Below are 13,767 nucleotides of genomic sequence, written 5' to 3'. Positions count from 1 at the left end.
GCGGCGCTGAAGGGCGTCGGCAACATCGACCTCCCCCGGCTGCCGGACACCGCGATCGTCCTGCCCGAGGGCACGGTCAGACTCACCGACGGCACGGTGCGCCTGCCCGAGGGCGCGTCCCTCCCGGCGGGCGCGGCCCGGCTGCCGGACGGCACCGTCAGGCTGCCCGACGATGTGCCGGTGGTGCCGGAAGGTGCGCAGCGGCTGAACACGCCCGAGGGCGATCCGATGCTCTTCGCGGACCGCCACGGCAACATCCTGGACGAGCACGGCAATATCAGGCTGGACGCCGGGAAGGCCGGCCCCACGGACATCGTGGACCGGCCGGCCCCGGGCGCCCCGGCCGCGGGCGCGGGCGCGGACGTGCCCCGCGTGGACTCCCCGGCCAAGGAACCGGCCCTGGTCGGCGCGGGCGCCCACACCGCCGACCAGGCCGGCCGGCCCATCCGCCTGGGCAACAGCCTGGACACCAACCTCGGCGACGTGGGCCGGGTCGGGGACGACCTGGGCGGCCCCGGCCGAATCGGCGACGACCTGCCTACGGGCCGCCCGGACACGACTCCAGGCGGCACGGCAGGTCACACGCCCGGCGGCCACGTGGGCAACCACCTGCCCACGAACGAACTGGACAACGCCCTCCACGGCGGCCGGAGTGACACATCGAGCACAGGTGCGGGCCGCCCGGACACGCCGTCCACCGATGGCCCGGGCACAGGCAGCGGCCACCACGAGCCCCCGTCCACGGGCGGCACCCACTCCGACAACCCGAGCACGGGTGGCGGCCACCATGAGCCCCCTTCGACGAGCGGCGCCCACCCAGGCGGCCTGGACAACACGGCTCTCGGCGCGGATGACGCTGCCCGCAACGCGGATGAAGCGGCACGACACCGCGCGGAGTACGAGGCTGCCCGCGAGAAGCCGGCCGGCGAGCGGACGCCCGAGGAAAGGGCGGCGATCACCCGCGAGCACGTCCGGCTGGCCAACGAGGATCCGGTCTGGCGCGCGGAGTACTACGACAAGTGGGGGCTCGGCAAGCGCAACAGTGCCGAAGAAATGGTAGACGGCCAACTCCTGCCGAAGCTGGTCGAGAAGCCGGGCGGTGGCTGGATGGCCGCCGACGACCTGCCGTACGCGAACCCGGAGAATTTCCATCTCACCCCCTTGGAGAGGGGCCGGAACACGGTCGCCCCGGAGAACCTCGATCACCTCGATGACGTTTCGGCCAAGCGCGTGGCAGGCATGGATCTGACGAGCGCCGAAAAGGCATTCGAGGCAACCCCGACCGATGAGACCGCGAAGGCGCTCGCCGACGCGCAGGAGCACTTCAGCCAGACGGTCGGCGAGGGCGTTTCCAACAACAGCAAGCTCGGTGAGGCCCTCGGCGAAGAGGCCGCACGCCGGCACATGCTCCTGCAGAAGGAATTCGCAGGCGCCGAGGAGATCACGGACCTTCCCGAGACAGCCAACGGTTCGAGAAGGTTCGACCAACTCTGGCGCGACAAGGACGGCAACCTCATCATCGTCGAAGCGAAGGGCCCCACCGCAAAACTGGATTGGCGCCAAGGGAACGGTGAACTCGACAGCGGCACCATGGTGAAGCAGGGAACGATCGAGTACGTTCGTACAATTCTGGCCGACATGGATGAACGCGCCATCTTCTCTCCGAACGATGCCAAGTACGCCAAGGAAATCCGAGAGGCCATCGAGAACAAGACCTTGCGGTACGTTCTCGTCCAGGCTGCCGAGAACACCGGTCAGTATGCTGGGGCCGGGCTGAAGCACTTCAAGATCTTCTAAGGAGAAACGCGTTGGTCTCGATCATCCCCCGCCCCCCCTTGCCCACAGGGAACGCGGAAGAGGGCCTCGCCGTGCTCCAGGAGAACGCGCAGGAGCTGATCGACGGTCTGGAAGAACGCTCCACCAGGCTGGGCGACGCTCAGAGCATCACGCTCACTTTGGCCAAGTCCCGCTGCCTGCTGGACCCGCGGGCATCGATCTTCCCCACATGGGACGCCTGGGTCAACGCGATGCAGGTCAGTTCCGCCGTGTTCGCCGCCGCGACCACGACCGAGGACCACGTGCAGTGCCGCATCGCGCACAAGGACCGCACGCTTCAGGCCACCGGCCCACAGTGGTACGTGACCCCGGGCAGCTGGATCACCGCCTTCTACCTGGCCGTGGTGTGCCGGGAACGGGACAGGATCACCGCCCTGTGCCACGTACCCCTGCCCCTGCTCCGGGAGAACGGTTCACGCTTCGACGAATACCACTACGCCTGGATCGACACTCTCCAAACCTACTGGCTCGGAGGCCAGGACCTCGGCTCGAAGCTGGTGGCCGCGGTCGACGGCACCGATCCGGCGGTCGCCACTGACCCGGAGACGGCGGGCAAGCTGTTGTACCCGCCGATGGAGATGTTCCACCGCTTCATCCGCGAGGACCACGCCGGCTTCAACCGGGCACTCGCCAATGCCCTCCAGTGGCACAAGGAGTACTGGACCGAGGAGAGCCGGGCTTTCCAGGCTTCGGGCCTCGTCGCTCTCGCCCCGCTCGCCATCGCCTGCTTCGCCCATGACGCGGGCTTCCCCATCGAGGTCGAGTCGGAATACCTGCCCGCCGCCCTCCTCGGGCGCAACTGGTGCGGTGAGTTCCCCACGTAGAGCACATGGACCAAAGTCTGAGGCCGACCGCACAGGCTCAGCACGATGTCCGGCGGGAGACCCACGCCGCGCCCAGCAGGCCGACGAGCCAGGGTGAAGTACCCGCCCGCCGCTGGTCCGCAGGACTATCAGCAGGAGGCAGCCAGTGGTCGCGAGGGTCTCCCGCCACGAGTACCCCACGGACGACGTGTCGGACACTCTCGACGCCCTCGACGAGACCGCGAACCGGATCCTCGACAAGTTCGCCGACTCGCCCGTCCTGCGCCCCCAGGTGCTGAGCGCGGCGCTCACCCTGGCGCAGCAGCACTGCGCGATGGATCCGCAGGCGGTGAAGTTCGAGACCTGGGAGGCCTGGGTCACGGCCATGCAGACCGGGTCCGCGCTCTTCGCCCCGGCGACCGCGCCCGAGGGCACCAGCGTCACCTGCCGGATCAAGGAGCAGGAGCTCACGCTCCCCGCGACCGATCCCGAGTCCCATCTGAATGCGGGGACGTGGGTCACCTCTTTCTACCTGGCGATGATCTGCCGCGACAACGACCGCCCGCGCCGGCTGGCCGAGGTACCCGTCTCCTTGCTGCGTGACTTCGACGCGGTGTTCGACGAGTACGTCTACTCCTGGGTGGAGGCGCTGCAGAGCTTCTGGCTCGGCCGCCAGGACGTAGGCGACAAGCTCGTCGCGGCAGTCAACGGCACCGGCTCAGAAGCGCTGCTATACACGGACGCGGATCTGATGTCGAAGATCCTGTATCCGCCGCTGATCCTGCTCTACCGCGTCATCCGCCGCGATCCCGCGGAATTCAACAAGGCGCTGGCCGACGCGCTGCGGAGGCACATACCCCTCTGAAAAAAGGGGAGCATCTCGGCCCCCAGTGTTCGCATGCCGCTCATTTGAGTGCGCAAGTTGCATTCGCCCGCCGGGTGCTCACGCTTTCAGCAGGGTGGGGGTCCTGAGCCCCGGGAGGTCGCGTCCCGCCGGGTGGTGCAGCCGGCCAAGCACTTGGAATGTGCAGGCCGCCGCATCGACGTGGTGCCTACGCGGTGGCCAGCTCGCACCAGACGACCTTCCCCCGGTTGCCCTCCCGCGCCAACGGCTGCCAGCCCCACAGGTCGGCGCAGGCTCGGACCAGGGCCAGTCCTCGCCCCTCTTCCATGTCGGTGATCTGTTCCAACGAAGCGGGTGGCTCCGGTGGTTGAGGGTCCGCGTCCCACGCTCCGATGCGCAGGACGCCGGCGGACCACCGTACGCGCAGGGCGGCGGGCCCCTTGGTGTGCCGTACGGCGTTGGAGATCAGCTCGGCAGCGAGGAGTTCGGCGACATCGACCAGGCCGATCAGGCCGTGCATGGTCAGGATCAGTCGCAAGGTACGGCGACTGACGGTGACGGCGCGGGGGTCGTTCGGGATGTACAGGCAGTATTCCCAGGGGTCGGCGGCGTTTTCGGGCATGCGTCAGCTCCGGCGGTGTGGTTGGTGATGGAGGGGCGCGGTTGGCCGGGCGGTGGCATTGCCGCAGCCGTCATGGCAGGACGGAGCGGTGCGCTTCCGGCACCCCGGGGTTCCGCAGCGTGTGCGTTGCATCACCAACGGTAGGGGTTACAGTTTCGGTCGAGCAAGTCGGTCACGTAACCTGCCCCCGAACGAGTCACGTCCGTAGGCGTGTTACACCGAGGAGCAGTTGATGACCACGAGGCGCGAACCCACGGCACGTCAGACGCGCCTGGCGGTGGAACTGCGCAGGCTCCGCGACGCGGCAGGCCTCACGGCCCGTGAGACTGCGGCGCTGCTCGGGGTAAGCCATGTCCAGATCAGTCACATCGAGTCTGGACTCACGGGCGTGAGTGAGGAGCGGCTGCGCCGCCTTGCGGCCCACTACGCCTGTTCGGACAATGAGTTGATCGACGCCCTGGTGGCCATGGCGACTGATCGCACGCGCGGCTGGTGGGAGGACTACCGAGGGCGCCTGCCCACGCCGTACCTGGACTTGTCCGAGTTGGAGCACCACGCCACCTACCGGTGGGACGTGGACTTCCTGCACATCCCAGGTCTTCTCCAGACCGAGGACTACGCCCGCGCGCTCTTCTCCTACGTGAACCCGGAGTTCCCCGAGAGCGAGGTGGAGCTGCGTGTGGAACACCGGATGAAGCGAAGGAACATCATCGAGCGCTCCCACCAGATCCCGTACGAGGCCGTGATCCACGAGGGGGCACTGCGCATCCGGGTCGGTGACCGTGCCGCAGCACGCGCTCAGCTCGCCCACGTCCTGGAACTCTCCGAAGCCGGCCACGTCACCGTACGCGTCATCCCGTTCGACCTGGACGGATTCGCGGGCGCGGGAAGTGCCATGGTGTACGCGGGCGGTTCCATCCCCAAACTGGACACCGTGGTGCGCGACGGCCCCCACGGCACGACGTTCATCGATGCTGAAGCCCAACTCAGCCGCTTCCGAACACTCTTCCGTAGGCTGGAGGCAGCGTCACTCGCACCCGAGCGTTCGCGTGACTTCATCCACAGGCTGTCGAAGGAACTGTGAAGCGATGATCACCCCTGGGACCTGGCAGAGGTCGTCCTATTCCGGAGGCGGCGAAGGCAACGCCTGCGTGGAGATAGCACACCGCCCCACTCACACAGCCATCCGCGACTCGAAAGCCCCGGCCAGGGCCACCCTCACCTTCCCGGCCGGAGCCTTCGCCGCCTTCGTGGACGCCCTGAAGGGACACTCCGCCCCCGGGCGGCGCTAGGTCAGAACAGGTTCAGCAGCGCCTCCGCCGGGTCCGTGAGGACGTTCTCGCCGTCCGGGAGCGGGAGTTCGAACCAGACCGTCTTGCCGTGTGTGGTCCGGCGGGAGCCCCAGGCCGCGCTGAGGAGGCCGACGAGCTGCAGGCCGCGGCCGCCCTCGTCGGTGTCGCGGGCCCGGCGGCGGCGGGGCTGGACGAGGCCGGAGTCCCAGACCTCGCAGACCAGGGTGCGGTCGAGCAGGAGGCGGAGTCTGATCTCGCCCTCGCCGTAGCGCAGGGCGTTGGTGACCAGTTCGCTGACGAGGAGTTCGGTGGTGTCGATCAGCGGCTCGAGGTCCCAGGCGGTCAGCTGGGCGCGGGCGTCCTCGCGGGCGCGGCCGACGCTGCGGGGCTCGCGCGGCAGGGTCCAGTCGCCGACGGACTCGGCGGGCAAGCCCTGGACGCGGGCCATCAGCAGCGCGATGTCGTCCTCGCGGTGGTGGGAGTCGAGGGTGTTGAGGACGTGGTCGCACACGTCCTCCAGCGGGCGGGACGGGTCCGTGAGGGCACCGACGAAGGCCTCCAGTCCCTCGTCCAGGGGGTGGGCGCGGGATTCGACCAGGCCGTCGGTGTAGAGGGCGAGGAGGGCGCCCTCGGGGAGTTCCACCTCCACCTCCTCGAAGGGTTCGCCGCCCACACCGAGCGGCATCCCGGGCGGTACGTCCAGCATCAGGGCGGACTCGCCGGGTTCGACCAGCACAGGGGGCAGGTGGCCGGCGTTGGCGAAGGTGCAGCGCCGGGTGACCGAGTCGTAGACGGCGTAGATGCACGTCGCCAGGTACACCTCGGAGGGGTCGGCCTCGCGGGGGCGGCGGGCCGCGCGGGTGGCCTGCTGGACGCCCCCGGGGGCACCCAGGCCGCGGGCGATCTCGTCCAGCTGGGAGAGGACTTCGGCCGGTTCGAGGTCCAGCAGGGCCAGGGTGCGTACCGCCGTGCGGAGTTCGCCCATGGCGACGGCGGCGCGCAGGCCGCGACCCATGACGTCACCGACGACCAGCGCGGTGCGGTGGCCGGGGAGTTCGATGACGTCGAACCAGTCGCCGCCGACCTCGCCGGCCCGGCCGGTGGCCGCGCTGCCGGGCAGGTAGCGGCAGGCGATGTCCAGGCCGGAGGCCTCGGGGTCGCCGGGCGGGAGCAGGGAGCGCTGCAGTATCAGCGCGCGTTCGTGCTCGCGCCGGTACAGGCGAGCGTTGTCGATGTTCACGGCGGCGCGCGCGGCGAGCTCCACGGCGAGGTCGCGGTCGCGTTGGCCGAACGGTTCGCTGCCCTTGGCCCGGGAGAACTGCGCGAGTCCTACGACGGTGTCCTGGGCGACCATCGGAACGGCCAGCGTGGACTGCACCAGGTCGCCGTCCTCGCCGGGCACGGTCACCGGGCGGGCGGTGCGCAGGGCGTCCGCGCAGGGCGAGTTGAAGGGGTAGTGGTGGACGGCGCCGAGTTCGACGGGCGCCCCCGTACCGCTGAGCGGCGCGTCGGAGACAGCGCTGGCGAAGGCGACGCGGCACAGTGCGGCGCTGCCGTCGGCGAGTCCGGGCGGGGTCTCGTCGCCGGCCAGCAGGCCCTGGTAGAGGTCGACGGTGGCCAGGTCGCAGAAGCCGGGGACCACGACGTCGAGGAGTTGGCGGGCGGTGGTCTCCAGGTCGAGGGAGTTGCCGATGCGGGTGCCGGCGTCGTTGAGGAGGGCGAGATTGCGCCGTGCGGCGGCGGCCTCGCGGGCGGCGGCGCGGCGGGCGGTGGTGTCGATTCCGAGCCAGGCGATGCCGATGGGGCTGCCGCTTCCGCCGTGGACGCGGTAGAGGTTGACGGACCAGTGGCGGCGTTCGTCCGAGCCGGGTACGAAGCCGGTGACGTGCAGGTCGGTGACGGCCTCGCCGCTGTCCAGCACCCGGCGCAGGGTGGCGGCGACCCGCTCGGCCTCGCCGCGCGGCAGGTAGTCGTGGACGCCCTTGCCGCGGTGGTCGCGCGGCGTACCGCCGAAGATGGAGGCGAACCGCTCGTTGGCGCGGCGTACCTTCAGGTCGGTGTCGATGAGCAGGAAACCGAAGGGGGATTGACCGAAAATCGCCTGCGAGGCGGCGAGGTCGGTCTCGATACGCCGTAGGGTGCGGACGTCGACGACGGTGCACACGGCGGCCCTGTCGCCCTCGGCCGTCCGGGTGGGCATGACGTAGACCTCGGCCAGCCCCTCCTCGCCGCGCCGTCCGGTCCCGCCGTCCGGGACCCGGAAGGGGACCACACCGGTCCACTCCCGCCCGTCGAGGACCTCGGCCATCTTGCGCTGGCCCTGTTCGCGCAGGTCGGGGTCGACGAAGGCCTCGATGGGGTCCATTCCGACGGCGCGTTCGGCGGGGATGCCGAAGAGCTGTTCGGCGCGCAGGCTCCACTGGTCGACGAGGCCGTCGGGGCCGATGGAGAAGGAGGCGACCTTGATGTAGTCGTACATCGAGCCGGGCGGGCTGCTCTGCCACATCGCGTCCGTGGGCGGCGCCTCGTCACCGCTGCCGCCACCCGCGGACCTTGTCCTCGCGCCGTCCGACGGGTCCTCGGACTCCGTGGCCTTCGCTGGTATCTCGCTCACGCGAACCGTCCCCTCCAGCTCACCGCGTCCGGCACCGGTCACCGGGGGCGGCTGCACGCAGTATCCAGCACTACGGCGCCGCGCAACACGGTGTTCACGATCACAGGACCGTCCCGATGCTTTTCGGTCCGGCCCGTGACAACACCAACAGTCTTCTAACCAGGCAGGACCCCATCGAATCCCCCTCGCGGACAACCTTCACCGGCCGGCCGCGATCGCTCGACAGCGCCGTCGGGCGTGTACAACCCGGGTACCTCCCGGTGCCGCCCGGCTCATCCCGGCACCGCGAGTTCGAACCAGACCGTTTTGCCGGTGTTGTCCGTCCGGGTGCCCCAGCGGCGGGAGGCGGAGGCGACCAGGTGCAGGCCGCGCCCGCTCTCGTCGTCGGGGCGGACCGGGTGCTCGTGCGGCGGGTCGGGCAGCGGGTCGGAGACCTCGACGAGCAGGATCCTCGGCAGGTTCTCGGGGCGCAGCAGCCGGACGCCGATGGGGCCGGCGGCGTGCTGGAGGGAGTTGGTGACCAGTTCGCTCACCAGCAGGGTCGCGGTGTCGCCGAGCGATTCGAGGTCCCAGTCGCGCAACTGGCCGCGGACGGCGGCACGGGCCGTGCGCACCGCGCCGGGATCCGCGGGAAAGGTCCACTCGGCGCAGTGCCCGTCGGTGTCGATCACGCCGATCACTTCCCAGGCCAGCGAGCCCACCCATGTCCGGTTTCATGGGACTGATAGGTAGATACCCGGTATTCGGGTGCCGGTACCGCCCACGCCGGCGCACCCTGGTGCGCCCCTACTACGCCCTCTGCGCCCCTACGTCTTCTGCGCCGCGCGGATTCTGACGCCCGCTCGGAGCTCCCCTCACGCCCGCGGACCGGTCCCCAGGCGGGCGAGGATCTGCCGTACGGCGGGTACGTCCTGCTCCAGCCAGGGAACGGTCCAGATCTCGGCCGGCGTGAGCCAGCGCAGCTCGTCGTGGTCCTGCAGCGGCTCGGGCCCGGCGGACCCGGGCCGCAGCCGCGCGGTCCACACCCGCAGCTCGTACGGCGCCCTCAGCGGCCAGCTGCCCGGCACCCGCTCGACGACCTCGGCCTCGACGCCCAGCTCCTCGCGCAGCTCCCGCACGAGGGCACCCTCGGGACACTCGCCGGGCTCCACCTTGCCGCCGGGGAGTTCCCAGCGTCCGGCCAGTTCGGGGGGCGCGCTGCGGCGGGCGGCGAGCAGGCGGTCGCCGTCGAGCAGGGCGGCGCCCACCACCACGATCCGTTCGGTCATGCGCCGGAGCCTACGGGAGCGCGGGCGGGGGCGACGCGGGGGTCAGCCGTCCCTGCTCGTGCCGCCGCCGGGCCGGCCGACGCGTTCGACCCAGTACAGCTGGGTGTCCGGGCCGTCGAGGCTGTCCGCGATCTTCTGGGCCTCGGCGCGGGTGGCGTACCTGCCCACGCTGTACCGATTGCCGTTGTCGTCCTGACGGACGACGTGCCAGGGAAGGGTGATCGTGCCGTCGTTCATCGCGCCCCACCTCTCCTTCCCGCCCCTGCGCGCCCGGCCTCCGGCCCCCATCGCGCCCCGCCCGTCGAGGAAACCGCAATCCGCATATGCCCGAGCCTACGCCCAACCTTCACGCAGCGAATACGGCTTTTCACAAAGAGGTGGACAACCGGCCAGTCGGGAAATCGCGCCCCTGGGGCGCACGGAGGCGAACGCGCCCTGCGAGCGCCCCGGTCCGTCCCCTCGGAGGCATACCGCGGCCGCGGGGACAACTGCGAAAACGGCTGAAATGCGGCGTCCGTGCGGGGCGGTGGGGAGGGTGGGGCCGTGCGGCGGATGTCCAGGGGCGCGCACCACGGCGCGGATCAGCGCACCGGTGGTGGCATCAGCACCGGTACCGCACCTGCCTCACCACCTACTTCACCGGCAGGTGGTACGCCACCCGGTAGCGGTCGGCGGGGATCACCACGTCCGCCGTCTCCACGGGGCGGCCGGAGGCGTAGAAGGTGCGTTGGACGACCATCACCGCATGGCCGGGGACGCCGCCGAGGAGGAGCAGTTCCTCGGCGAGGCCGGGGCGGGCGCCGACCTCCTCGGTGACGTTGTCGACGATGACGTCGATGGCGCGCATGCGTTCGACGACGCCCATGCCGCCGAGCGGACCCTCCTCGGGGAGCATCACGGGGGTGCGGCCGGTGAGGGCGAGCGGCTCCCAGGAGGTGGAGAGCATCATCGCCTCGCCGGCGTCCCGGAACACGTACTGGGTGCACATCACGCGGTCGCCGGGCTTGATGCCGAGCCGCTCGGCGATCGCGCCGCTCGCCTCGGTCCGCACGCTGCTCGACTCCCAGGTGCCGCGCGCCTCGACGTCCGCCTGCTCCTGCCGGAACGGGGTCGCGCCGTCGGCGGGGCGGAAGCCGGAGCGGGCGACGCGGCGCGGCACGGGCCGCTCGCGCACGTACGTCCCCGAGCCGGAGCGGCCCTCGACCAGGCCCTCGGCCATCAGCACCTTGCGGGCCTCCAGGGCGACCGTGTCCGAGACGCCGTACTCCTCGCGGATCCTGGCCTGGGAGGGCAGACGGGTGTGCGGTGGCAGCAGACCGTCGACGATCTTCTTGCGGAGATCACCCGCGACACGCAGATACGCCGGCTGCTCACCGAAAGTCACTGGCCGCTCCCATCAGCTTGTACAGACAGCAACAGCCTGGCAACCGTGGGTTGTACTTGCAAGCAAAGGCCAGAGAATCACTCGATGTGATGACTTTCCGGGGGCGGGCGCATCACCCAGGCACTTTCTCCCCACTCCGGCGGCCGTCACACCTCCGCACCGACCGACGGACGGGCAGCCGACGGACGGCGGACGGACGGCGGACGGACGGCAGGCGGACGGCCTGACCCAGAGCCTCGCGCGGGGTGACGGACGTGTCGCACGGCGGTCATGACGCAGCGTCGGCGAACAGCGCCCGTAACCTGTGGACATGACACCTTTGCCGGATCGTTACTGCCCCACCGACGGCGTCCGCGTCCCCGGCGACTCCCTCGCCTGGTGCTGTCCGTCCTGCCACGGCCCCCTGGACCTCGACTTCACCCCCACCCCGGCGCCCCTGAAGTCCCTCACCGGACGGGTCAACTCCCTGTGGCGGTACGCCGAGACGCTGCCGCTGCCGGCTCCCACCGTGTCCCTCGGCGAGGGCCGCACCCCGCTCGTGACGCTGACGGACGAGGTCTCGGCGAAGCTGGACTTCCTGATGCCGACGCTGTCCTTCAAGGACCGGGGCGCGGTGCTGCTGGCCGAGGTCGGGCTGCGCGCCGGTCCGCGCCGGGTGGTCGCGGACAGCAGCGGCAACGCGGGCACGTCGATCGCCGCGTACTGCGCCCGCGCACGGCTGCCGTGCACGGTGTACGTCCCGCTGGGCACCTCGGCGAAGAAGCTGGAGCAGATCGAGGCGCACGGCGCCCGCCTGGAGGTGGTCGACGGCGACCGCGAGGCGGCGGGCCGGGCCGCACGACGGGCGGCGGACGAGCCGGACACGTTCTACGCCTCGCACGTCTACAACCCGTACTTCCTGCACGGCACCAAGACCTACGTCCACGAACTGTGGGAGGACCTCGGCGGGCGCCTGCCGGACGTACTGGTCCTGCCGGTGGGCAACGGCACCCTGCTGCTGGGCGCCGCGCTGGCCGTCGCCGAGCTGTACCGGGCCGGTCTGCTGAACCGGCGCCCGGCGCTGTGGGCGGTGCAGGCCGCGGCGGTCGCCCCGCTCGCCCACGCCTGGGAGCAGGGCGCGGAGGACCTCACGGGCACGACCACCGTGGCCCCCACGTACGCCGAGGGCATCGCCGTCCCCCGCCCGCCCCGCGCCCGCCAGATCCTGCGCGCGGTACGCGACTCGGGCGGCACCTTCCTGACCGTGCCGGAGGACCGGATCCGCCACGCCCAGCTGGACCTCGCCTCCCGCGGCCTCTACGTCGAGTCGACGGGCGCGGTCTGCTGGGCAGCGGTCCGCGACCGGTCCCTCGCCGGCAAGTCGGCGGTGGTGCCGCTGTGCGGCGCGGGCCTGAAGTCGGGGCTGGCCCGGCCGTAGCCGTCGTACTCCGGCCCGGCACGCCCCGTCAGGCGCTGCTGTTCCTCCTCCACGATGCGGCGTGCCAGGCCGCTGTCGGAGACGTCGACGGCGTCCGGGGTGGCGTCGGCCATGTCGCTGCGCCGGGCGAAGGCGTCGAACAGGCGCTCCTTGTGCGCCAGGATGCGCAGCAGCCGGTCGTCGACGCTGTCGGTGGCCAGCAGCCGGTGGACCTGGACCGCGCGTATCTGGCCCATGCGGTGGACGCGGGCCACCGCCTGGTGTTCCACGGTCGGTTTGACCTGCGGTTCGCACAGGATCACCACGGAGGCGGCCTGGAGGTTGAGGCCGACGCCGCCGGCCTCGATCTGGGAGAGGAGGACGGCGTGCCCGGACGCGTGGGCGAAGTCGTCGATCAGTTGCTGCCGGCGGGCCGCCGGGACGCTCCCGGAGATGAGCCCGGACACGTCCTTGCCCAGCGCCGTGCGGACGGTGTCGAGCACGTCCCGGAAGTAGGAGAAGACCACCACCTTCAGCCCGTTCGCGGCGGCCTCCGCGACCAGTTCCCGCAGCCGCTGCAGCTTCGCGGACGTCTCCGGACCGGCGTACGCGGCGCGGCGCATCGCCATGAAGTTCCCCTCGGTGACCGCCTCGCGGTAGGCGTCCCGTTCCGCGGGGCCGAGCTCCACCCACTCGTCGGTGTGCACGAGCGCGGGCAGTTCGGTGAGCACGTCCTCCTGGTTGCGGCGCAGGTAGGCGGGGGCCACGGAGCGGCGGAAGGCGTGCGGGCCCGCGGCGGCGTCGGTGTCGCTGACCGTGGGCACGAGGTCCGGGCGGAGGTGGCGCAGCAGGGCGCGGAACTCCTCGACGCGGTTCTCCATCGGCGTACCCGTCAGGAACAGCACCCGCTCGCAGCGCTCGGTCCAGACGCCGACCGACCGGGATCTTCGGGTGTCCGGGTTCTTGACGTAGTGGGCCTCGTCGACGACGAGCATGCCCGGAAGTGTGCCGTCCGGGGCGGGCAGGGTGTGCAGGACGTCGAAGGTGGTGACGGCGACGCCGCCGCGCTCGCGCCACTCGGCGTGGGCGTCCTGCCGGTCCGGGCCGTGCACGGCGAAGGCGCGCAGGGTGCTGCGGGCGCGGATCTCGCGGGTCCAGTTGATGAGCACGCTGGCCGGGCAGACCACCAGGAAGTGGCTGTGTCCCCCGGCCGCGAGGTGGGCCAGGGCCGCGACGGCCTGGACGGTCTTGCCCAGGCCCATCTCGTCGCCGAGGACGACCCGCCGCTGGGCGAGCGCGAAGCGGGCACCGAACTCCTGGTAGCCGCGCAGGGAGACCCGGCGGTGGGTGTCGTCGAGCCGCTGGGCGCGGACCCGCTCGGCGACCTCCGACGGCACGAAGCCCTCGCTCGCCGCGGTGTCCGGCCGCTGCTCGGAGACCTCGGCGAGCCGGCCGTAGTACTCCGCGGGGCGCAGCTCGAAGTCGACCCAGGCCTCGATGTCGGAGACGGCCGGGCGCAGCAGGTCGGTGGACGCCTGGGCGAGCAGCAGGTGTACGTCGGTGCCGGCGGCCTCGGTGAGCAGTCCGCCGAGTTCGGCGGCCGCGGCGAGCGCGCGCTCACGGCGCGCGCGACCGGTCAGCGCCAGCCGGAGCCGTCCGCCGGCGGGCCGGGCCGCGGGCAGCAGCTCGCTCAGCCGCGTGTCCAGCC

Annotated in this window: 12 protein-coding genes and 1 pseudogene; 6 read left to right on the top strand and 7 right to left on the bottom strand. The window is 71.3% G+C overall.

Annotated elements, in window-relative coordinates; all coding sequences use genetic code 11:
• The first annotated feature begins 96 nt into the window (after positions 1 to 96).
• The 3 genes from DEP02_RS16815 (at position 97) to DEP02_RS16805 (ending at position 3,504) form a co-directional block, all read left to right on the top strand.
• Entirely contained in the window at positions 97 to 1,797 is a 1,701-nt protein-coding gene (locus DEP02_RS16815) for a hypothetical protein (RefSeq protein ID WP_157977468.1), read from the top strand.
• Between the two features lie 38 nt (positions 1,798 to 1,835).
• A complete protein-coding gene (locus DEP02_RS16810) occupies positions 1,836 to 2,660 on the top strand; it encodes an immunity 49 family protein (RefSeq protein WP_232839161.1) in 825 nt (274 codons plus the stop codon).
• Positions 2,661 to 2,805: 145 nt separating this feature from the next.
• The gene (locus DEP02_RS16805; protein ID WP_232839160.1) at positions 2,806 to 3,504 is read left to right on the top strand and encodes an immunity 49 family protein; all 699 of its coding nucleotides are present in this window, start codon (positions 2,806 to 2,808) and stop codon (positions 3,502 to 3,504) included.
• A 187-nt stretch (positions 3,505 to 3,691) separates the two neighbouring features.
• On the opposite strand, the gene DEP02_RS16800 is transcribed toward DEP02_RS16805, so the two are convergent.
• Positions 3,692 to 4,105, bottom strand: coding sequence for an ATP-binding protein (locus DEP02_RS16800; RefSeq protein ID WP_112468195.1), 414 nt, complete (start codon positions 4,103 to 4,105; stop codon positions 3,692 to 3,694).
• Between the two features lie 232 nt (positions 4,106 to 4,337).
• On the opposite strand from DEP02_RS16800, the gene DEP02_RS16795 reads away from it, so the two are divergent.
• Complete coding sequence (locus DEP02_RS16795; RefSeq protein ID WP_112468193.1) at positions 4,338 to 5,189, top strand: helix-turn-helix domain-containing protein; 852 nt, start codon at positions 4,338 to 4,340, stop codon at positions 5,187 to 5,189.
• A gap of 4 nt (positions 5,190 to 5,193) precedes the next feature.
• A complete protein-coding gene (locus tag DEP02_RS16790; RefSeq protein ID WP_112468191.1) occupies positions 5,194 to 5,397 on the top strand; it encodes a DUF397 domain-containing protein in 204 nt (67 codons plus the stop codon).
• Position 5,398: 1 nt separating this feature from the next.
• Here the strand turns inward: DEP02_RS16790 and DEP02_RS16785 are convergent, their stop codons facing one another.
• The 5 genes from DEP02_RS16785 to DEP02_RS16765 all read right to left on the bottom strand — a co-directional run bounded on the left by DEP02_RS16785 (position 5,399) and on the right by DEP02_RS16765 (position 10,663).
• A complete protein-coding gene (locus tag DEP02_RS16785) occupies positions 5,399 to 8,011 on the bottom strand; it encodes a SpoIIE family protein phosphatase (RefSeq protein WP_112468190.1) in 2,613 nt (870 codons plus the stop codon).
• A gap of 272 nt (positions 8,012 to 8,283) precedes the next feature.
• Positions 8,284 to 8,712, bottom strand: coding sequence for an ATP-binding protein (locus tag DEP02_RS16780; protein WP_112468188.1), 429 nt, complete (start codon positions 8,710 to 8,712; stop codon positions 8,284 to 8,286).
• A 153-nt stretch (positions 8,713 to 8,865) separates the two neighbouring features.
• On the bottom strand, positions 8,866 to 9,279 hold the full coding sequence (locus DEP02_RS16775; protein ID WP_112468185.1) for a (deoxy)nucleoside triphosphate pyrophosphohydrolase: 414 nt from the start codon (positions 9,277 to 9,279) through the stop codon (positions 8,866 to 8,868).
• Between the two features lie 42 nt (positions 9,280 to 9,321).
• Positions 9,322 to 9,516 (bottom strand): SPOR domain-containing protein, encoded by a 195-nt coding sequence (locus DEP02_RS16770; RefSeq protein WP_112468183.1) that lies wholly within the window; start codon positions 9,514 to 9,516, stop codon positions 9,322 to 9,324.
• A 394-nt stretch (positions 9,517 to 9,910) separates the two neighbouring features.
• Positions 9,911 to 10,663: a GntR family transcriptional regulator gene (locus tag DEP02_RS16765; protein WP_112468181.1), complete on the bottom strand. Its 753-nt coding sequence runs from the start codon at positions 10,661 to 10,663 to the stop codon at positions 9,911 to 9,913.
• Positions 10,664 to 10,973: 310 nt separating this feature from the next.
• On the opposite strand from DEP02_RS16765, the gene DEP02_RS34775 reads away from it, so the two are divergent.
• A complete protein-coding gene (locus DEP02_RS34775; protein WP_112468197.1) occupies positions 10,974 to 12,080 on the top strand; it encodes a pyridoxal-phosphate dependent enzyme in 1,107 nt (368 codons plus the stop codon).
• A 17-nt stretch (positions 12,081 to 12,097) separates the two neighbouring features.
• Here DEP02_RS34775 and DEP02_RS16755 read toward each other — a convergent pair.
• Positions 12,098 to 13,767, bottom strand: a pseudogene (locus DEP02_RS16755) (DEAD/DEAH box helicase); the annotation flags it as partial.

Origin of the sequence: Streptomyces triticisoli, from assembly GCF_003270085.1 — a bacterium.
GTDB classification, from domain to species: domain Bacteria; phylum Actinomycetota; class Actinomycetes; order Streptomycetales; family Streptomycetaceae; genus Streptomyces; species Streptomyces triticisoli.
The sequence above is the reverse complement of the archived record's forward strand: the minus strand, read 5'-3'. Positions and strand labels throughout refer to the sequence as shown.